The sequence below is a fragment of the Arthrobacter alkaliphilus genome, from assembly GCF_021483235.1.
GTDB classification, from domain to species: Bacteria; Actinomycetota; Actinomycetes; order Actinomycetales; family Micrococcaceae; genus Arthrobacter; species Arthrobacter alkaliphilus.
In genome coordinates this window covers 1-17,167 of sequence record NZ_JAKEEC010000009.1, presented here as the reverse complement: position 1 = coordinate 17,167, position 17,167 = coordinate 1, and the positions used below count along the sequence as shown (strand labels likewise).

Sequence of the window (17,167 nt, the reverse complement as noted above, 5' to 3'; positions counted from 1 at the left end):
GCCTTCGGTGCGGGGAGTGGGCATATTGGGATTATGTCCGTTGGTCAGGGGCCGGAGTGGGCATGTCCCGTGCTGGCGTGCCGGACTAGGCCCGCGTCAGCCAAACACGAGGTGCGCCACAGTGAAGATCGCGAGGCCGGCCAACGATCCCACCACGGTGCCGTTGATGCGGATGAATTGCAGGTCCTTGCCGACCTGGAGCTCGATCTTTTGCGAGGTTTCCTCGGCGTCCCAGCGAGCGACGGTCTCTGTGATGACTCCCGCGATGTCGGAACGGTACGTTTTGACGAGGTACCCGGCAGCGTCGCCGATCCAGGCATTGACTTTGCCCGCCAGCTCGTCGTCTTTGACCAGCCGCGCTCCGAAGTCCCACACCGCGTTCTTGAAACGTTGGGTGAGCTCGCTGTCGGGATCGTCGACGGCGGTGAGGAGCGCGACCTTGATGGTGCCCCACACCCGTGAGGCGAGCTCGCGAACCTCCGGGTCTCCCAAGACCTGTGCCTTGATCGTCTCAGCCCGGGCGATCATCACGGGTTCGTACTGCAGGTCGTGGGCGAGGTCGGCGAGGTAGGCGTCGATCGACTGGCGTACCTGATGGTGAGGATCCTTCTGCACCGCCCGGACGAACTTGGAGATCTCGTGGTAGACCCTGTCGCCCACCATGTCGTCCACGAAGGATGGAACCCAGAGCGGTGAACGGTCGGACACGAGCCGGTTCACCGTGGTGTGGTTTGCTTGCACCCAATCGGCCGCGCGGTCAACCAGCATGTCAACCAGCTTATGGTGGTGCCCTTCGGCAAAGATCCGCTCCGCCATGCGGCCCACGGGAGGTCCCCACGGCGGAGTGAGCAGATGCTTGCGGACCATTCCCTCGATCACTGCCTGCACGTCGTCGTCGTTCAGCACGGTGAACGCGCCACGGATGAGCGCCGAACCTTCTTTCGCCACACGCTCCGGCCCGCCCGGGGAAGCGAGCCACGCACCGGCTTTCCTGGCAATGTCCAGGCTCGCGAGCTTCTCCTGGACCACTTGCTCCGACAAGAAGTTGGTCTCCACGAATTCCCCGAGCGAAGCGCCGATCTGGTCCTTGCGCCGCGGAATGATGGCCGTGTGCGGGATTTTCAAGCCCATGGGGTATTTGAACAAGGCGGTGACTGCGAACCAGTCGGCCAACGCTCCAACCATGCCTCCTTCGGCAGCGGCACGCACGTACTCCAGCCACGGATACTGTTTCTGCAGTGCAAACGCGGCAGCGAAAACCACTGCCATCACAATCAGGAGCGCCAGCGCCACCGACTTCATCCGACGCAGGGCAGCGGCCTTTTCGGCGTCGCCGTTCCGTTGCCCGACGCCGGAAAACGCCGTTGCGCCCGCGTCGGCGCCTTCGTGCAGAGCTGCGTTTTCCGGGCGGCCACTGTTTGTCACCGGGATTTGTTCAGAATTCACCTGCATGTGCCCAGCGTAGCCCCGTAGCGGACGACCGGGTGGGCTACCGTGTCCCCATGACGAACGACGAAGCGAACCCTTCGGACTACAACCCGCGGCCCAAGGTCTACGCGCACCGCGGGGCCAGCGCTGCATTCGCGGAGCACACGCGCGCCGCGTACTTGAAGGCAATCGCCGACGGCGCGGACGGCGTCGAGTGCGACGTCCACCTGACGCGGGACCAGCATGTTGTCCTGCTCCACGACGCGAACCTGGACCGCACCTCGGACGGCACCGGGCCGGTGGCCGAGAGAACGCTCAAAGAGTTGCGGGACCTTGATTTCTCCTCGTGGAAGGGCGCCCGGATCCCGGAGCAATTCGGCGCAAAATCGGAGCAGCTCTTGACACTTCCTGAGCTGCTGGAGATCCTGCGCGGCGCCGGCCGGGAGATTGGCCTGGCCATCGAGCTCAAGCACCCCAGCCCGTACCAGCTCAAGCTAGAGGACCGCGTCCTGGAGATCCTGAGGAACGAAGGCTGGGACGCCGAGACGTCGACCTTGGACAACATCCAGGTTTCCTTCATGAGTTTCAGCCCGGATTCAGTCAAGCACTTGCTCCAGTTCGTTCCTGCGGACCATATTTGCCAGCTCGTCGACGACGTCACGGTGGAAGAAATCCGCGATGAACTCGGCTTGGGAGTCTTCACCGGGGGAGCGGTGGCCAACGTGATGAAGGCAGCACAGCAGGAAGGCGAACGGATCCTGGACGACTGCGAGGTCGGACTGGCCGGCCCGGGCATCGACTACGTCCGCAAGCATGCCCGCACCGTCCAGCGTTGGCTGGAATCAGGCCGCCGTTTCCGGGTCTGGACCGTCGACTCCGAGAAGGACGTCGCCCTGTGCCAAGGGCTTGGCATCCACGAGATCACCACCAACAAACCGGCGCAGGTCCTGGCCCAGCTTTAAGGTCCGACTGCCAAGTGTGACTTGCCCGCATTGTGGCCGGCGTCCCGCGGTTACCTCGTCGGGCAGGGCTGTGGTTGCATGAATACATGCCTTTTTCGTGGTCGGCCCGGACAACCCAGACAATCTCCGCGGCGGCCCTGAGTGCACTGCTGCTCGTCAGCGCCAGGAAGCACTTCCAGGAGCCGGACTTCTACGCCCCGGTGGTCCCGGATTATCTATGCCGCATTGATCCCCCGGCGGACGAGGCCGAAGTCGGTGCGGGCCAAAACGGCGCCAACGTAACTGCACCGACGAACGGCCCCTTGGCGGTCATGTCCCGGGAGGAGTGGATCGCGGCGAGCGGACTGCTTGAGGCCGCTGCCGCCGTCGGGCTCCTCATCCCCGGCACGCGCAAGGCCGCAGCCCACGGCACCACGCTGATGTTCACCGCATTCCTCGCCGGCCACGTGGACGCCCTCCGCCGCGCCTATTCTCCGGGTGGAACGGCGTCAGCACGCCGGATCCACACACTGCGCCTGCCCCTGCAGCTCCCTTTGATCCTGTGGGCGTGGAGTTTGGGCGGAGCGAAACGGGCCGCATGAAACTCCTCGAATCACCGGCCGTGAAGGTGGGCGTCTCCATCAGCATCGCAACCGGTCTTTACGGCATCTCCTTCGGTGCGCTGGCCTCAGCCTCCGGATTCAGTTTCTGGCAGACCATGGCGTTCAGCCTGCTCATGTTCAGCGGAGGCTCGCAATTCGCCTTCATCGGCGTCGTTGCCGGCGGCGGTTCCGGCATTGCGGCCATGACCGCAGCGGCACTTCTCGGCTTGCGCAACGGCATCTACGGGATGCAGATGAACGCGCTGCTGCGCCCGGTCGGGTGGCTCAAGTACCCGCAAGCCCACATCACGATCGACGAATCAACGGCCACCGCCTCGGGCCAAAGCGATTCCGACGAGCAGCGCCGCGGCTTCTGGACCGCCGGGCTCGGCATTTTCGTGCTGTGGAACATCTTTACCGGTGTCGGCGCGCTGGCCGGCGATGCGTTGGGCGATCCCAAACAGTGGGGGCTCGACGGCGCTGCCGTCGCGGCGTTCCTCGGTCTGCTTTGGCCGCGGCTCAAGGGCCGTGAGCCCTGGGCGATTGCGGCAACGGCAGCCCTCGCAACCATCATCGCGGTCCCGTTCGTTCCGGCGGGCGTACCCATCCTGGTGGCCGCAGTCGTGGCCGGGGCCATCGGCTGGTTCAGCCACGCACGCAGCGACGAAGGCATGGAGCCGGACGTCGACCCCTATCCGCAAGGCCATTCAAGCGCTGACGCCGCCGCTCGCGAATGGAGCGCCGAATGAACCTTTGGCTCTGGATCCTCCTCGCCTGCGGGCTGGCGTACCTCACGAAACTTTCGGGCTATTTCGTGCCGGCGAAACTGCTGCGGAGTCCCCGGATGATGCGGGTCGCGGGAACCATGACCATCGGCCTGCTGGCGTCCCTGACCGTGGTCAACGCGGTGGCATCCGGCCAATCCCTGGCCTTCGACGCCCGGCTCGGTGCGCTGGCGGCGGGGGCCGTCGCGCTCTGGCTCCGCGCCCCGTTCCTTGTGGTGGTGATCGTCGGATCGGCGGCGGCCGCCGGCCTGCGGTTGCTCGGCTGGCGCTGACCACGGCGCGCGGTTACGGCGGTCGCCGCGGTGAGTGCCGCCGTCGTGCGCTGGTTACTGGAAAGCCATCCCGGGGATGGGGGTCTGCTGGGGCAGGGGGCGGGACGGGCGTTCGGTGCGGATGGCGTCCTCAAGCAACGCAACCGGCCGTTCCCAAGCGCGCGACCCCGGTTCCATGGTGTCGACGGCGCCGATCAGCATGGCAACAAGGCGCACCATGTCCTCGATGGAGATGTCCCGGCGCAGCGAACCCTGGCCCTGGCCGCGGCGAAGCAGTTCGCCCATGGAATCGATCAAGCCGCCCGTGATGCCCACCAAGAGTCCGCGGCGGCCGGCGACGGCGCCCAGCAGGTTGGCGTCTTCGCTGGCAACCTGCATCACGGCGTCGATCACGTTGATGAGTCCGATGGCGGCATCCATGCCCGCGAGGGCATCTTCCACGACCGGGTCCACATGAAGCCTGAGTTGCCGCGACAGGGCGGCCAGGACGAGCTGTTCCTTGTCTGCGAAGTTGCGGAACAGGGTAGCGGGGCCAACACCTGCGGTGGTGGCGATGGTCTGCAGCGGTACCTCCGGACCCAGCTCGCGGAAGCACTGGCGGGCTGCCGTGATGATCTTGTCGACATTGCGCGCAGCGTCAGCTCTCAGTGGCTTGCGTTCCAAAGGCCGGTCCATGCTGCTCAGAGTAGCAACGGAGGGGCTCCAATCACTTTTGTGACATTCTTGCGCGTGAAAGACTGAATTCATGTTGCTTGCCTTCTCAGTCGCCCCGTCCGGCCAGCCCGCTGCTGGCGCCGTATCCGCCTCCGCTGACGGTTCAGTGCACGACGCCGTTGCCGAGGCAGTGAAAATCGTCCGCGAATCCGGGCTCCCCAACCAGACGGACTCCATGTTCACCACCATCGAGGGTGAGTGGGATGAGGTGTTCGACGTCGTGAAGCGCGCTACCGAGGCGGTGGGCAAGTATGGAAGCCGCGTTTCCCTGGTGATCAAGGCGGATATCCGGCCGGGCTATACGGGCGAGATCACGGGCAAGGTCGAGCGACTGGAGCGTGCGATCAACGAGGGGTAGGCCGCTTCCTGGCGTGCTTGGGGAGCTGGACGGGGTTGCGGTTCATGGCTCGGGCGCGCCGCGCCGTGCGGAGATGTCGGTCAGGCAATGCCAAGGAAGACCAGCAGTGCCCGCTCCACTGCGACCAGTTCCGTTGCCGTCAGGTGCCCCAACCGCTTGTGAGCGTTGGCCAGGGGCACGGTAGTCAGCTTGTCGATCATGAGATGGCTTTTCTGCGTCAGGCCCGTCCGGGTGGAGGGCTCCACCGGGATCCGCAGCAGCGGTGCGTCTTTTAGGGTGGAGGTCAGCGGGATTACCGTCACGGAGCCCACGTCCTCGAACCGGTCATCCTGGATGACCAGCGCCGGTCGGGGCTTGGAGGCGTATCCCCCGCCAGCCACCGTCCAGATCTCGCCCCTCACTCCTCGTCCCAGGACACGGAAACCGTGTCGATCCACTCGTGAATGTCCTCGTGCCGGTCGGACTCCGCCACAATGGCGCTCTGCCGCTTCGCCTCCTCGGCGAAGGACTTGGAGCGGGTGTCCGGGACCCACACCTGAATCGGCCGGAAGCCTGCTTCGCGCATCCGGCGCCTGTGCTCACTGACTCGATCCTTCACACCCATAATCCCATTGTTTCATGTAACACGTGCGGGTGGTAGAGCGCGATGCGATTCCAAACGACGGATCCGCAAGCGCACGGGGCAACTACGAGCGGTTTTTGGACCGGGGAGTTGGGTGGGGTTGCGGTTCGTTCGGCATCTTTGTAAAGTCGATTTAGTAATTGGTTTCCGGCACTGAACGTTTTTCCGGCACCGGACCGCGGCGCGCTGTCGAGCGGGCGATGCCGGTCATTGGCGGCTCGTGGCCCGTGGAGGCTGTGCAGGTCCGCAACCCTGACCAAAGGCTTGACCATCATGACTCGCCCCACCCGATCCGCATGCCACCTGCTTGCCTTGTTCGCCGTCGCATCGGCCGTGGCATTGGCCGGCTGCGCGCCCGCTGCCACCCAGTCCGGACGAGGACCTATGAACACTACCACCGCCCCCTTCGACGGCACCCGATCGGCCAAGGACGTCTTCACTGATTTCCTCAACACCATCGACGACGCCGTCCAAAATTCCGGAACAACGTTCCCCGGGTGGGACCGGAAAAGGACTGCGGGCTACAGCACGGAATCGTGCGCGATCAAGTCGAAGGAGGACGGCCACCGCTACGCCGTGGTGGGAGAGGGCGGCCCTGTCAGCGATCCAAAGGCTGCGGTCGAGTCGATGAAAGCCCACTGGCAAGCCCTCGGTTACACCGTCGAAGGGGCAGTGCCCTGGCCGGGTCCCGCTGGAGCCATCGACTTGAGTGCAACGACACCGGCCGGCGTCCGAATTGTTTTCGGAGCGTCTACCAATGGCTCGACAATCAACGTCAAGAGTGACTGCACCCGCGACCCCCTGGCGAGAGAGACAACTACTGAGACAGTCCCTCTGGGTGGAACGGGCGGAGGAGGACCCATGAGCACTACCGGCGCCCCAAACCTTTCGACGGGCACCCGGCCGGCCAAGGACGTCTTCACTGATTTCCTCAACACCATCGACGACGCCGTCCAACATTCCGGAACAACATTCCCGCGATGGAACCGCCAGCATGTCGCGGGCTACAACGCCCCCGCTTGCGGCGTCAAAGCCCGGGAAGACGGAAATCAGTACTACACAAATATTGAAGGCGGCCCTGTCAGTGATCCAAAGGCTGCGGTCGAGTCGATGAAAGCCCACTGGGAAGCCCTCGGTTACACCATCGAAGGGGCAGTGCCGTGGCCGGGTGAAAATCAACGGATCGATCTCAGCGCCACCTCTCCTTTAGGCACGCGAGTTGTATTTTCACCCTCCAAAGGAAAGAGCGGAATCAACGTCAAGAGTGACTGCACCCTCGACCCCCTGGCGAAAGAAACAACGACAGACACGATCCCCCTGGACGGGAACAGGCACCCCTGACCAAGGGGAGTGGCCGGTCCTTCCCTCCTCCCATCTCCGGTGCCAGACTGGGGCCATGTTTGAACACAAGGCCCAGCCCGGCTGGGTGGCCGTCGAGGATTACCTGTCCACCGCCGTCGTGCGCCCGGACGCCGCGCTCAATCACGCCGTGCAGACCGCCCTCGACGCCGGGATGCCGCCCATCGAAGTGGCGCCCAACGCCGGCAAGCTGCTCAAGATGCTGGTGCAGCTATCGGGTGCGCGGCGCGTACTGGAAATCGGTACCTTGGCCGGCTTCAGCGCGATCTGGATGGCCCAGGGACTGCCCGACGACGGCCAGCTGGTCACGTGCGAATACCTCCCGAAACACGCTGAAATGGCCCGGGCGAACGTCGACATGGCAGGGATCGGGCACAAAGTGGACATCCGGATCGGCCCCGCGCTGGAGACACTTTCGGCGCTGGCCGACGACCCCACGCGCGACGGCCCGTTCGACTTCGTCTTCATCGACGCCGACAAGGAGAACGATTCCAACTATCTGGCCTGGGCCATTCGGCTTGGGAGGCCGGGTACGGTGATCGTGATGGACAACGTCATCTGGGAGGGCGCCATCCTGGATCCATCCATGGACGAGGTGAACGCTCCGGGGATCGTGGGGGCATTGGAGATGATGGGCAACGACCCACGACTCGACGCAACGGCCATCCAAACGGTTGGATCCAAGGGATGGGACGGGTTCGCGATAGCGCGGGTGGTGTGACGCAGGTGCTCTACACCTTGCGCCGCGTGCACGGTTTGGGTGTCGGCCAAGCATTGGTCGACGCCGTGATCGGCAACTCTGCCGCCTTTCTTTGGGTGCTTGAAGACAATCCGCGTGCCCAGGCTTTCTACCGCAAGAACGGCTTCCGGCCGGACGGAACACGCGAGCTTTTGCCGCCGGAGTGGCACGAGCTGCCGGAAATCCGGATGGTGCGTGCCGCCGTCGGGGGCTGACCGCAAGGCCGCGGCGTCAACTAGGGTTGAAGCATGACCGGAAGAGGGCGGCTGTAGTGGCGAAGCGTGGCAAGGGCAGGGACCCCTGGCAGGCTGCCGGGGTCATCGAAGTTCCCGCGGGCACAAGGCCGAACGGTCCCGTGGAGGGCGTCTACTACATCGACACGGGCGATTGCGAACTCGTTGCCGACCCGGACAACTCCAACGGTTGGCTCCTGAAGATCAACGGCGTCATGAGCTCGCACATCGATGTGGCAGAGCCGCTGTTCCTGGACTTCGAGTACATGCGCTGGATTGCGGCCCTGGTGGAATCCAAGTGGCCGCCCTCGTCCAGGCCGAAGTTGCGTGCCTTGCATCTCGGCGGCGGAGCATGTTCCCTTGCCAGGTACTTCCACGCCGCTTACCCGGATGCACGGCAAGTGGTGGTGGAGCTCGACGGGAAGCTGGCCGAATACGTGCGCGGCTGGTTCGACCTTCCCAAGGCCCCGCTGCTTCGGATCCGGGTGGGCGAAGCGAGGGCGGTCACCGAGACCCTGACTCCCGGCACCCGCGACCTCATCATCCGGGACGTCTTTTCCGGCGCCCTCACCCCGAGAGCGCTCACAACCCGCGAATTCAACGAGCACGCGTCGAAAGTGCTCGCGCCAGGCGGCCTCTACGTGGTCAATTCCGGAGATGCGCCTGACCTCAAGAACGCCCGCGAAGATGCCGCAACCATCGCAGACACCTTCGCGCACACCATGATCATTGCCGACCCCGCGATGCTCAAGGGCCGGCGGTACGGGAACATGATCATGGCGGGCAGCCACGAGCCGTTCGGCGATGACCCCCAACTTGCTCGGAAGCTCCTCGGCGGGGCCGTGCCCGCGCATGTCTGGAACGACGCCAAGGTGCGGGCGTTCGCCGTCGGCGCCCAGATCCGGCACGACCCCTTGCCGACCCCATCGACTGCTCCGTAACTGTCGTTTAGGGCGCCCAAAACGACCACATCTCAGCAGTCGATGATCGTTAGTGGCGGGCCAGGAGCAGCTCGCGGTGGGCGGCCGTCTCCTCTTGAAGGGCGTGCACGACGGCGGCGACGGCGGGGCGGCGCATCGAGTCGGGACGCAGGACCATCCAGTAGGGGAGCAGCTCCGCGAAATTCGAGGGCAGCAATCGCACCAGGTCCGGGTGCCGGTCCGCCATGAAGCACGGCAGGAAGCCGATACCCGCCCCGGCCCGCGTCGCCTCCACATGGACGAAGACGTTGGTGGAGCTCAAGCCGTCGCGCATGGAGGGGACCAGCCGGCGAGGGGCATCGAGATCATCCACCTGCAGCATGGAGTCAACGAAATAGACCAGCTGATGCCTCGTCAGCTCCTCCACCGTGCCGGGGACGCCGTGAAGGGCCAGGTATTCGCGTGAGGCATACATTCCCAGCATGTACTCGCCCAACAGCACGGCCTCGGCCCGGTGCACCTGCGGTTCGCCCACCACTACTTCCAGGTCCAGGCCGGAACGCTGCTGGAGCGCCCGCCGGGTCACGGTGATGATCTCCACGGTGAGGCCGGGATGCAGCCGCCGCAACCGGGCCACCGCCGGTGCCGCGATGTAGGCACTGAAACCGTCGGTCGCGGTCATGCGCACGACGCCGGCAATAGGGTCCGGCGCGCGGTCCTCCGGTCCCAGCGTGCCCACCGCCGCTTCGATCCGCTCCGCCACGCCCACGGCCTCGGCTCCGAGTTCCGTGACTTCCCAGCCGCCTGCCGCCCGCGCGAGGACGCGGCCGCCGAGTGCCTTCTCAAGCGCGGCGATCCTGCGGGAAACGGTGGTGTGGCTCAGTCCCAAGGCTTGGGCCGCCGTCGTGAACTTACCTGAACGCGATACCGCGAGGAGGACGAGGAGGTCATCGGGATTCGGATTCATATCTGCAATTCTGCACACATATGGTGCCATTTTGGCTATTGAAGGAACAGAAGTGTGCGGCAATACTCATTGGAGCATTTCGTGCTGTGGATCACAGTACGTGTCAGTGTGGACACTAAGGAGATGGACATGAGCGTAGAACAGCGCTCCGCAGCCGGCGCCGCCACCGGCAAAGGCGCAGGCCTCAAAAAGATCGTCGCCGCCTCAATGGTGGGCACCGTGGTGGAATGGTACGAATTCTTTCTCTACGCCACCGCCGCAACGCTGGTTTTCGGCAAGTACTTCTTCCCGCCGACGGGCAACGACCTTGACGGCATCATCCAGGCGTTCCTGACCTACGCGGTGGGCTTCGTGGCCCGGCCCCTGGGCGGCATCGTCTTCGGCCAAATCGGCGACAAGCTCGGCCGCAAGCCCACGCTGCAGCTGACCATCGTGATTGTCGGCGTGTCCACCTTCCTTATGGGCTGCCTCCCGGGCTTCGCCGACCTCGGCTACTGGGCGCCCGCCATCCTCGTCGCACTGCGCTTCATCCAGGGCTTCGCGCTCGGCGGCGAATGGGGCGGCGCAGTTCTGCTCGTGGCCGAGCACAGTCCCAAGGAATCCCGCGGATTCTGGTCGAGCTGGCCGCAGGCCGCAGTTCCTGTCGGCAACCTCCTCGCCACGCTGGTCCTGTTCATCATGTCCACCACCCTGAGCAGCGCAGCCTTCCTCGGCTGGGGCTGGCGCGTGGCCTTCTGGCTCTCCGCGGTGATCGTCTTCGTCGGCTACTACATCCGAACCCACGTGACCGAGGCCCCGATCTTCCTCGAAGCGAAGGCCCAGGTGGAGAAGGAACAAGCCATCAGCTATGGCGTCGGCGAGGTCATCCGCAAGTACCCCAAGGGCATCCTGCAGGCCATGGGCCTCAGGCTTGCCGAGAACATCATGTACTACCTCGTGGTGAGCTTCTCCATCGTCTACCTCAAGACCGTGGACAAGTACGACACCTCGTCCTTGCTCCTCGCCCTGCTGATCGCGCACGTTGTCCACTTCGTGGTCATCCCGCAGGTCGGCCGGCTGGCAGACACTTGGGGCCGCAAGCCGGTTTACCTGGTCGGTGCCATCAGTTGCGCCGCCTGGCCGTTCTTCGCCTTCCCCATGTTCGACACCAAGAACCCCGTGGTGATCGTTGCCGCCGTCACCATCGGCCTCTGCCTGCACGCCTTCATGTACGCCGGGCAGCCGGCCATCATGACCGAACTCTTCCCCACCCGGATGCGTTACTCGGGAGTCTCCCTCGGTTCGCAGGTCACCTCGATCTTCGCCGGTTCGCTCGCCCCGCTGCTGGCGACCCAGTGGCTCAAGGACACCGGATCCTGGATGCCCACCGCCGTCTACCTGGTCATCACGTGCGCGATCACCGCCGTCGTCGTCCTGACGCTCAAGGAGACCCGCGGCGTCGCGCTGAAGGACGTCGATCACGACGACGCCGTCCGCCACGGCCTCGCGGGTGCCCGGGCATGACCCTGGAAGGCCGCAAGGCCCTTGTCACCGGTGGTGCCAGCGGCATCGGAGCGGCGTGTGCCACGGCTCTCGCAGCGCGCGGGGCGAAGGTCGTGGTGGCCGACGTCGATGCCGCCGGAGCCGCGGCCCTCGCCGACAAGCTGGGCGGCACGGCCTGGACCGTCGACTTGCTCGACACCGAGGCGCTCGCGGGGCTCAGCCTGGATTGCGACATCCTCGTGAACAATGCGGGCATCCAGAAGGTCGCCCCTATCGAGGAGTTCGAACCGGCAGACTTCCGCCGCATCCTGACCCTCATGCTCGAAGCGCCGTTCCTGCTCGTCAGGGCCGCGCTCCCGCACATGTACGCCAACGGATTCGGCCGGATCATCAACATCTCCTCGGTCCACGGCCTGCGGGCCTCGGCGTTCAAGAGCGCCTATGTCTCAGCCAAGCACGGGCTTGAGGGGCTCAGTAAAGTGACGGCCCTTGAGGGCGGTCCGCACGGGGTCACCTCCAACTGCATCAACCCGGGGTACGTTCGTACGCCCCTCGTCGAGAAGCAGATCGCGGACCAGGCAATCCTGCACGGCATCCCGGAATCGGAGGTCCTGGCGAAGGTCATGCTGACGGAATCGTCCGTGAAGAGACTTGTGGAGCCGGAGGAGGTCGCGTCGCTGGCCGCATGGATAGCGTCCGACGACGCCGGCATGGTCACCGGGGCCAGCTACACGATGGACGGAGGCTGGTCCGCCCGGTAGCTGTCCCGTGGGTGTGGTGAAACCGAGGACCCTTACGGTTCCCCGTCAGTCTCTGGATCGGCCTCATCCACGGCGGAGTGCTCGATGTACGACTCCACTGCCGACTCGGGAACACGGTATGACCGGCCGAACCGCACGGCATGGATGGCGTGCGAGTTCACGAGGCGGTAGACGGTCATCCTGGATACCCGCAAGGCCTCGGCAACCTCGGCGATGGTCATGAACCGGTTGGACGGCACACCCATGGCGGACATGTTCACCACGGCCTCCTCACTTGGCGGTAGTCGTAATAGACCAAGGTGCCACCCTTGGGCGCGGCCGTCCTCAATCCAATTGATGGGCCTGTGATGATGGCTACCACCCCTTCCTGGGATCCGTTGAAAGGATCGTCCCCGGCTACATAGTCGCCCACCTTGAAAGGGGAAACAGCCGTCTTGGCCTGTTTGGCTGCCCTCGAAAATACGCGGCAAAGCTGCGAAGCCAGCGCATGACGGCGCTGCTTGCGCATCCGGGCAGCGTGCCTTGAGTACGGATCGATCATCGGAACCCCTCCTTTGCAAGTCGCGATCTCCCCCAACCGTAGGTGCCGTCCCCAAGCAGCACATGAGTGACTTGCACCCGTTATGGCACATGGTCCACTCACGTCACTCTCACCATTACTCGGATAAGGATCCCGGCGGGAGCAGGTGGTGAACCGAGTACCAGGGTCAAAAGACGGGTAGGGGTTACGCATGCCAGGCCGGGCGGACAGTCCATACGCTCAGAGCAAATGTTCCGTCAGATCTGGGAGGGGGAACTATGCGACGGGCTGCAAAAACAGGAATTGTCGTTGCGGGAGTGGTGGCGGTCGGGCTGGTGGGGGCGATCACCCTCAACGCGACGCAGACTTCATCGGGCTCGAATGCTGGCGCCGCGGCGCCAGCCGCAGTCGGCGCGTCTTCTTCCGCGCCTGCCCCCGCCGGTACGACAGCCGCGACGCCGAGTGCCACGGCTTCAGCGCCAAACCCCAATGCGTCGGCCGGGACGGCTTCCGCCGGCGCTGCGCCTTCAAGTCAGGCCGCAGTCCCCGCCCCGGCGGACAGTGCCAAGCCCGATGCCCCGGTGCCAGCGGCGCCTGTTCCCGCGCCCGCGGCGCCTGCTCCTGTGCAGCAGGGGCTCGACGAAGCGGGAATCCAACGCATTAAGGACAGCTGCACGGCCCGGCTGCAAAGCGATGCAGCCCACTCGTCAATTGTGACCGGAACCGTGGTGCCCCGGCCGTTCACCGTGGTCTCCATCGCCTTTTCCGGAAACCCCGCGCAGTCGACGTCGGCTTCCGGCGTGGCATCGCACGACATCCTCATGAAGATCACCCTCAAGCTTGCTGATGGTCCTGCCCAGGACAGCGAGCGGGTATGCCGGGTCCACGACTCGGACTCGCTGGTGGATTGGCTTCCTGCAGGCTGAGTCCGGTGTTGGCTATGATCCTGCGGCCTAGGACTTGGCGCCTGTGAAGGCCAGCGTTCCGCCGAGCCCGATCATCATGACGCCGCCCGTGGCACCCAACGTGGAGATCCGGCGGGGCGAACGGGCAAACCAGTGGCGTGCGGTGCCTGCGGCAAGGGCCCAGATGCTGTCGGAAATCAGCGCAATCAGCAGGAAAACAACCCCCAGCTCGGCGAGCTGAAGGGGAATACTGCCGCTCGAATACTCCACGAACTGGGGCAGCACCGCCACGAAGAAAACGATCGACTTCGGGTTGCTCGCACCGACGATGAAACCCTCGCGGATCAGACGCCACATGGACCGCGACGGCGCCGGGCCGGCCGCCGTCGAACGGCCGCCGCGGTGACGTATCGCCTGCACCCCGAGGTAGATCAAGTAGGCCGCGCCAGCGAACTTGATGATGGTGAACAGCACGATCGACTGGGCCAGGACCGTACCGACCCCCAGTGCCACGGCAATGATCTGCGGAATCATGCCCAAGGCGTTCCCCAGGACGCTGAGGAGCCCGCCTTTGCGGCCCAGGGCGAGGGAACGTCCGATCACGAACAGCACACTTGGGCCGGGGACGGCGATGAGGACCAGGGCGGCCAGCGCAAAAGCAAGGAGATTCGTGAAGGGAACCATGCCTGATGATAGCGCTGGCCTGTGGTGACGGTCGATGGCTGGTGGCGTGCCGCCGTCGTCGTCCTGGTCCTCATCAGGCGCGCTAGGGACGCTTCGCGACCACGGGAAGCGACGCTGTCTCATCGACGAGGTCGGCGCGGACGCGGCCGCCGCCGCGGACCCACAGCTTGTAGGCCAGAACGAGCAGCCCGAGCCACACGGCGCCGACGTAGAGGGCCACGCGGGTGTCCTCGAAGACGCCAAGGATCACGATCACCAGGGCCATGAAGGCGATGGTCAGCACGGAAGCGGCCGGCCACCACGGCGAGGCGAATTCCGACGCCGGAAGTCCCTTGCGCTTGATCTCCCGTTTCATGGCGACATGCGATGCAAGGATCATGACCCACACCCAGACGGTCGCGAAGGTGGCAATCGAGGCGATTACCAGGAACACGTCCTCGGGGATCACGGCGTTGAGGACCACGCCCACCAGCAGGATGCCGCCCATCAGGACCACTGTCATCCACGGAACCCCGTGGCGCGAGATCTTGCCGAAGCTCTTGGGTGCGTGTCCCTGTTGCGAGAGACCGAAGAGGATGCGGCCGGCGCCGAAAATATCGCTGTTGATCGCCGAAAGGGCCGAGGTGATGACCACCACGTTCAGGATGTGCGGCGCAGCGGGGATGCCGAGGCCGCTGAAGATCTGCACGAACGGGCTGCCATTGTTGCCGATTTCATCCCAGGGAAACAGGCTCATGAGCACGCTGAGGGTCAGGACATAGAACAACAGGACGCGCACGGGGACAGTGTTGACGGCCTGCGGAATGACCTTCTTGGGGTCTGCGGCCTCGCCTGCCGTGATGCCGATCGTTTCGATCCCGCCGAAGGCGAACATGACGACGGCGAACGAGGCGAGGAGCCCTTCGAATCCGTTGGGAAACAGGCCGCCGTGGTCAACGAGGTTACCGAGCCCGGGTGCCGGGCCGCCGCTGCCCGAGTGGAAACCGAACACGATGATCGCAGCGCCGCCGGCAATCATCGCGATGATCGCCAGCACCTTGATGAGCGAGAACCAGAATTCGAGCTCGCCGAAGACCTTGACGCTGAGGAGGTTCATGGCGCCTAGGAGGAGGATGATCGCCAGGACCCAGATCCATCGGTCCACCTGCGGGAACCAGAAGCCCATGTAGATACTGAACGCCGTCACGTCCGCGATCGCCACGATGGCCATTTCAAAGACGTAGGTCCAGCCAGTGATGAACCCGGCCAGCGGCCCGAGGTAGCGGCTGGCGTACTGGCCGAACGAGCCCGAGACGGGATGGCGCACGGCCATTTCACCAAGGGCGCGCATCACCATGAACACGGCGGCGCCGCCGATCATGTACGCGAAGAGAACCGCCGGGCCGGCCTTTTGGATGGCGGAGGCAGAGCCGTAGAAGAGGCCTGTGCCGATGGCTGATCCGAGGGCCATGAAACGGATGTGGCGGACGTTGAGACCGCGGCTCAGCGCGGTGCCAACCGCGCTTTCAACGGCTTTGGCCGGTGATGTCCTCACGGCTGTTGGTGCTTGCTGCATGCGGAAACCTTCTCGTCATTGGGGAGGGGGACTATTAACCAGCAGACCATCCCCGGGAGGGCTGTGATGGGCCTCACGGGGCATCGCTGTCTCGGTCCTCAGACGCCGGGCGGGTCGCATGGCCGGTGCTCGCCATGGAAAGCGCCGGAGTGTGAGAAATGTCTGGTATTCCAGACATCTTCATGTTTCTATTGGCTTTCCGGACCGTCGCGAGGAGCGCACGCTTAAGTACGGGATCCCGGACACGCGGTCTGTCGCTGTGGTGGCGGACAGGCCTGCCGGGTATTAACGTGCACTCGAAGAGGAGCCATGACCACACAGCCGTCCACCCAAGGCAGGGCCACCTCCAAGGTCCCCGCTGCCGAGAACACCCTGCGCATCCTGAAGCTGCTCGCTTCCAGGCGCGGCCCGATGGCAGCGTCCAATATTGCGTCCGCGCTCGGACTGCCGCGATCCAGCGTCTACCACTTGCTTGGCGTCATGGAGGCCAACGGCTTCGTCCTGCACCTCCATGAGGAACAGCGCTACGGACTGGGCATCAGTGCGTTCGAGCTCAGTTCGGCCTACTCGCGGCAAGAGCCTTTGTCGCGGCTCGGCCGCCCCATGCTCGCCGCCCTCGTGGATGCGATCGGCGAAAGCGCACACCTCGCGGTGCTGCATGGCCGGGATGTTCTCTACATTGTTGAGGAGCGTGCGAAGAACCGCCCGTCCCTGGTGACCGACGTCGGGGTCCGGCTTCCGAGCCACCTCACGGCCACCGGGCGCGCCATCCTGGCCGCGCTGCCGAAATCGCAGGTCAGGGCCCTGTATCCGAATGCTGCGGCTTTTACCGCACGGCATGAGATGGAATCACCCATCATGAAGTACTCGGCCCTGTCCTCGCACCTGGATCAGGTCCGGCAGCGCGGCTACGCCACCGAACACGGGGAAGTCACGCCGGGCTTCGGCTCCGTCGCCGCTGCCGTCAAGGACCATTTGGGATGGCCGACGGCGGCAGTCGCCGTGACGTTCCTCGAAGACCGGGTGCCGGCCGAGGAATGGCCGGCACTGGCCGCCCGTATCCAGAAAACGGCGGACGAACTCTCGGTGCGCATCCACGGACGCCCTGCCTAGGGAGCCCCTGCCCAACTGCTCTTCTGGTGGGATTGATCGAGTCTGTAATCCCGGACACCACACACTTGAAAGCCGTTCCTCGACGGTTGCCGAGGGGCTCTACTGGATACAGAAGCACTTCCACCTAGCAACTTCCAGAGACGAAGGAGTCATCATGGCACCCGCTGATTTCACTACCGGAGCTCGTCCGGTCAAGGCCGCGCGCGG

General features: G+C 64.8%; 22 protein-coding genes. 13 read left to right on the top strand and 9 right to left on the bottom strand.

The window, feature by feature from the left end; genetic code table 11:
• Positions 1-96: 96 nt before the first annotated feature.
• Positions 97-1,302 (bottom strand): DUF445 domain-containing protein, encoded by a 1,206-nt coding sequence (locus L0B83_RS08415; RefSeq protein WP_372461178.1) that lies wholly within the window; start codon positions 1,300-1,302, stop codon positions 97-99.
• A gap of 200 nt (positions 1,303-1,502) precedes the next feature.
• Here L0B83_RS08415 and L0B83_RS08410 point away from each other — a divergent pair, with 200 nt between their 5' ends.
• The 4 genes from L0B83_RS08410 (at position 1,503) to L0B83_RS08395 (ending at position 4,028) form a co-directional block, all read left to right on the top strand.
• Positions 1,503-2,390, top strand: coding sequence for a glycerophosphodiester phosphodiesterase (locus L0B83_RS08410; protein WP_234757960.1), 888 nt, complete (start codon positions 1,503-1,505; stop codon positions 2,388-2,390).
• Positions 2,391-2,476: 86 nt separating this feature from the next.
• Positions 2,477-2,971, top strand: a complete 495-nt coding sequence (locus L0B83_RS08405; RefSeq protein WP_234757959.1) for a DoxX family protein — start codon at positions 2,477-2,479, stop codon at positions 2,969-2,971.
• Positions 2,968-3,720, top strand: a complete 753-nt coding sequence (locus tag L0B83_RS08400) for an AzlC family ABC transporter permease (protein WP_234757958.1) — start codon at positions 2,968-2,970, stop codon at positions 3,718-3,720. The genes L0B83_RS08405 and L0B83_RS08400 overlap by 4 nt, the downstream gene beginning before the upstream one ends.
• Positions 3,717-4,028, top strand: coding sequence for an AzlD domain-containing protein (locus L0B83_RS08395; RefSeq protein ID WP_234757957.1), 312 nt, complete (start codon positions 3,717-3,719; stop codon positions 4,026-4,028). Before L0B83_RS08400 ends, L0B83_RS08395 begins: the two co-directional genes overlap by 4 nt.
• Before the next feature lie 54 nt (positions 4,029-4,082).
• Here the strand turns inward: L0B83_RS08395 and L0B83_RS08390 are convergent, their stop codons facing one another.
• On the bottom strand, positions 4,083-4,703 hold the full coding sequence (locus tag L0B83_RS08390) for a TetR/AcrR family transcriptional regulator (protein WP_234757956.1): 621 nt from the start codon (positions 4,701-4,703) through the stop codon (positions 4,083-4,085).
• A gap of 70 nt (positions 4,704-4,773) precedes the next feature.
• On the opposite strand from L0B83_RS08390, the gene L0B83_RS08385 reads away from it, so the two are divergent.
• Complete coding sequence (locus L0B83_RS08385) at positions 4,774-5,100, top strand: thiamine-binding protein (RefSeq protein WP_234757955.1); 327 nt, start codon at positions 4,774-4,776, stop codon at positions 5,098-5,100.
• An 80-nt stretch (positions 5,101-5,180) separates the two neighbouring features.
• Here L0B83_RS08385 and L0B83_RS08380 read toward each other — a convergent pair whose 3' ends face one another.
• Together L0B83_RS08380 and L0B83_RS08375 are read right to left on the bottom strand one after the other, a co-directional pair.
• Positions 5,181-5,501 carry a type II toxin-antitoxin system PemK/MazF family toxin gene (locus L0B83_RS08380; RefSeq protein WP_234757954.1) on the bottom strand — a complete coding sequence of 107 codons (321 nt, stop codon included), beginning with the start codon at positions 5,499-5,501 and terminating at the stop codon, positions 5,181-5,183.
• Entirely contained in the window at positions 5,498-5,704 is a 207-nt protein-coding gene (locus L0B83_RS08375; RefSeq protein WP_234757953.1) for an antitoxin MazE family protein, read from the bottom strand. Before L0B83_RS08375 ends, L0B83_RS08380 begins: the two co-directional genes overlap by 4 nt.
• 291 nt (positions 5,705-5,995) lie before the next feature.
• Between L0B83_RS08375 and L0B83_RS08370 the strand changes: the two genes are divergently transcribed.
• From L0B83_RS08370 to L0B83_RS08355, 4 genes are read left to right on the top strand one after another with little or no spacing between them, the layout of a single operon-like run.
• Positions 5,996-7,063, top strand: coding sequence for a hypothetical protein (locus L0B83_RS08370; RefSeq protein ID WP_234757952.1), 1,068 nt, complete (start codon positions 5,996-5,998; stop codon positions 7,061-7,063).
• Between the two features lie 55 nt (positions 7,064-7,118).
• The gene (locus tag L0B83_RS08365) at positions 7,119-7,802 is read left to right on the top strand and encodes an O-methyltransferase (RefSeq protein ID WP_234757951.1); all 684 of its coding nucleotides are present in this window, start codon (positions 7,119-7,121) and stop codon (positions 7,800-7,802) included.
• On the top strand, positions 7,769-8,035 hold the full coding sequence (locus tag L0B83_RS08360) for a GNAT family N-acetyltransferase (RefSeq protein ID WP_234757950.1): 267 nt from the start codon (positions 7,769-7,771) through the stop codon (positions 8,033-8,035). The genes L0B83_RS08365 and L0B83_RS08360 overlap by 34 nt, the downstream gene beginning before the upstream one ends.
• A 56-nt stretch (positions 8,036-8,091) precedes the next feature.
• On the top strand, positions 8,092-8,994 hold the full coding sequence (locus L0B83_RS08355) for a spermidine synthase (RefSeq protein WP_234757949.1): 903 nt from the start codon (positions 8,092-8,094) through the stop codon (positions 8,992-8,994).
• A 49-nt stretch (positions 8,995-9,043) separates the two neighbouring features.
• Here L0B83_RS08355 and L0B83_RS08350 read toward each other — a convergent pair whose 3' ends face one another.
• Positions 9,044-9,940 carry a LysR family transcriptional regulator gene (locus L0B83_RS08350; protein WP_234757948.1) on the bottom strand — a complete coding sequence of 299 codons (897 nt, stop codon included), beginning with the start codon at positions 9,938-9,940 and terminating at the stop codon, positions 9,044-9,046.
• A 129-nt stretch (positions 9,941-10,069) separates the two neighbouring features.
• On the opposite strand from L0B83_RS08350, the gene L0B83_RS08345 reads away from it, so the two are divergent.
• Both L0B83_RS08345 and L0B83_RS08340 read left to right on the top strand, forming a co-directional pair.
• Positions 10,070-11,443 carry an MFS transporter gene (locus L0B83_RS08345; protein WP_234757947.1) on the top strand — a complete coding sequence of 458 codons (1,374 nt, stop codon included), beginning with the start codon at positions 10,070-10,072 and terminating at the stop codon, positions 11,441-11,443.
• Complete coding sequence (locus L0B83_RS08340) at positions 11,440-12,183, top strand: 3-hydroxybutyrate dehydrogenase (RefSeq protein ID WP_234757946.1); 744 nt, start codon at positions 11,440-11,442, stop codon at positions 12,181-12,183. Before L0B83_RS08345 ends, L0B83_RS08340 begins: the two co-directional genes overlap by 4 nt.
• Positions 12,184-12,215: 32 nt before the next feature.
• Here L0B83_RS08340 and L0B83_RS08335 read toward each other — a convergent pair whose 3' ends face one another.
• Together L0B83_RS08335 and L0B83_RS08330 are read right to left on the bottom strand one after the other, a co-directional pair.
• Entirely contained in the window at positions 12,216-12,437 is a 222-nt protein-coding gene (locus L0B83_RS08335; RefSeq protein WP_234758055.1) for a helix-turn-helix domain-containing protein, read from the bottom strand.
• 2 nt (positions 12,438-12,439) lie between these two features.
• A complete protein-coding gene (locus tag L0B83_RS08330; RefSeq protein ID WP_234757945.1) occupies positions 12,440-12,724 on the bottom strand; it encodes a hypothetical protein in 285 nt (94 codons plus the stop codon).
• 257 nt (positions 12,725-12,981) lie between these two features.
• On the opposite strand from L0B83_RS08330, the gene L0B83_RS08325 reads away from it, so the two are divergent.
• On the top strand, positions 12,982-13,629 hold the full coding sequence (locus L0B83_RS08325; RefSeq protein WP_234757944.1) for a hypothetical protein: 648 nt from the start codon (positions 12,982-12,984) through the stop codon (positions 13,627-13,629).
• A 27-nt stretch (positions 13,630-13,656) separates the two neighbouring features.
• Here the strand turns inward: L0B83_RS08325 and L0B83_RS08320 are convergent, their stop codons facing one another.
• Together L0B83_RS08320 and L0B83_RS08315 are read right to left on the bottom strand one after the other, a co-directional pair.
• Positions 13,657-14,292: a LysE family translocator gene (locus L0B83_RS08320; RefSeq protein ID WP_234757943.1), complete on the bottom strand. Its 636-nt coding sequence runs from the start codon at positions 14,290-14,292 to the stop codon at positions 13,657-13,659.
• 82 nt (positions 14,293-14,374) lie between these two features.
• The gene (locus L0B83_RS08315) at positions 14,375-15,847 is read right to left on the bottom strand and encodes an amino acid permease (protein WP_234757942.1); all 1,473 of its coding nucleotides are present in this window, start codon (positions 15,845-15,847) and stop codon (positions 14,375-14,377) included.
• Between the two features lie 309 nt (positions 15,848-16,156).
• On the opposite strand from L0B83_RS08315, the gene L0B83_RS08310 reads away from it, so the two are divergent.
• Positions 16,157-16,960 carry an IclR family transcriptional regulator gene (locus L0B83_RS08310; protein WP_234757941.1) on the top strand — a complete coding sequence of 268 codons (804 nt, stop codon included), beginning with the start codon at positions 16,157-16,159 and terminating at the stop codon, positions 16,958-16,960.
• The last annotated feature ends 207 nt before the right edge of the window (positions 16,961-17,167 follow it).

Coding starts and splice junctions, on each gene's coding strand:
- L0B83_RS08385 (WP_234757955.1), top strand. CDS start 4,774: ATGTTGCTTGCCTTCTCAGTCGCCCCGTCCGGCCAGCCCGCTGCTGGC.
- L0B83_RS08345 (WP_234757947.1), top strand. CDS start 10,070: ATGAGCGTAGAACAGCGCTCCGCAGCCGGCGCCGCCACCGGCAAAGGC.
- L0B83_RS08310 (WP_234757941.1), top strand. CDS start 16,157: ATGACCACACAGCCGTCCACCCAAGGCAGGGCCACCTCCAAGGTCCCC.
- L0B83_RS08375 (WP_234757953.1), bottom strand. CDS start 5,704: ATGGGTGTGAAGGATCGAGTCAGTGAGCACAGGCGCCGGATGCGCGAA.
- L0B83_RS08350 (WP_234757948.1), bottom strand. CDS start 9,940: ATGAATCCGAATCCCGATGACCTCCTCGTCCTCCTCGCGGTATCGCGT.
- L0B83_RS08330 (WP_234757945.1), bottom strand. CDS start 12,724: ATGATCGATCCGTACTCAAGGCACGCTGCCCGGATGCGCAAGCAGCGC.
- L0B83_RS08395 (WP_234757957.1), top strand. CDS start 3,717: ATGAACCTTTGGCTCTGGATCCTCCTCGCCTGCGGGCTGGCGTACCTC.
- L0B83_RS08315 (WP_234757942.1), bottom strand. CDS start 15,847: ATGCAGCAAGCACCAACAGCCGTGAGGACATCACCGGCCAAAGCCGTT.
- L0B83_RS08325 (WP_234757944.1), top strand. CDS start 12,982: ATGCGACGGGCTGCAAAAACAGGAATTGTCGTTGCGGGAGTGGTGGCG.
- L0B83_RS08340 (WP_234757946.1), top strand. CDS start 11,440: ATGACCCTGGAAGGCCGCAAGGCCCTTGTCACCGGTGGTGCCAGCGGC.
- L0B83_RS08320 (WP_234757943.1), bottom strand. CDS start 14,292: ATGGTTCCCTTCACGAATCTCCTTGCTTTTGCGCTGGCCGCCCTGGTC.
- L0B83_RS08405 (WP_234757959.1), top strand. CDS start 2,477: ATGCCTTTTTCGTGGTCGGCCCGGACAACCCAGACAATCTCCGCGGCG.
- L0B83_RS08370 (WP_234757952.1), top strand. CDS start 5,996: ATGACTCGCCCCACCCGATCCGCATGCCACCTGCTTGCCTTGTTCGCC.
- L0B83_RS08400 (WP_234757958.1), top strand. CDS start 2,968: ATGAAACTCCTCGAATCACCGGCCGTGAAGGTGGGCGTCTCCATCAGC.
- L0B83_RS08415 (WP_372461178.1), bottom strand. CDS start 1,302: ATGAAGTCGGTGGCGCTGGCGCTCCTGATTGTGATGGCAGTGGTTTTC.
- L0B83_RS08365 (WP_234757951.1), top strand. CDS start 7,119: ATGTTTGAACACAAGGCCCAGCCCGGCTGGGTGGCCGTCGAGGATTAC.
- L0B83_RS08360 (WP_234757950.1), top strand. CDS start 7,769: ATGGGACGGGTTCGCGATAGCGCGGGTGGTGTGACGCAGGTGCTCTAC.
- L0B83_RS08410 (WP_234757960.1), top strand. CDS start 1,503: ATGACGAACGACGAAGCGAACCCTTCGGACTACAACCCGCGGCCCAAG.
- L0B83_RS08335 (WP_234758055.1), bottom strand. CDS start 12,437: ATGTCCGCCATGGGTGTGCCGTCCAACCGGTTCATGACCATCGCCGAG.
- L0B83_RS08390 (WP_234757956.1), bottom strand. CDS start 4,703: ATGGACCGGCCTTTGGAACGCAAGCCACTGAGAGCTGACGCTGCGCGC.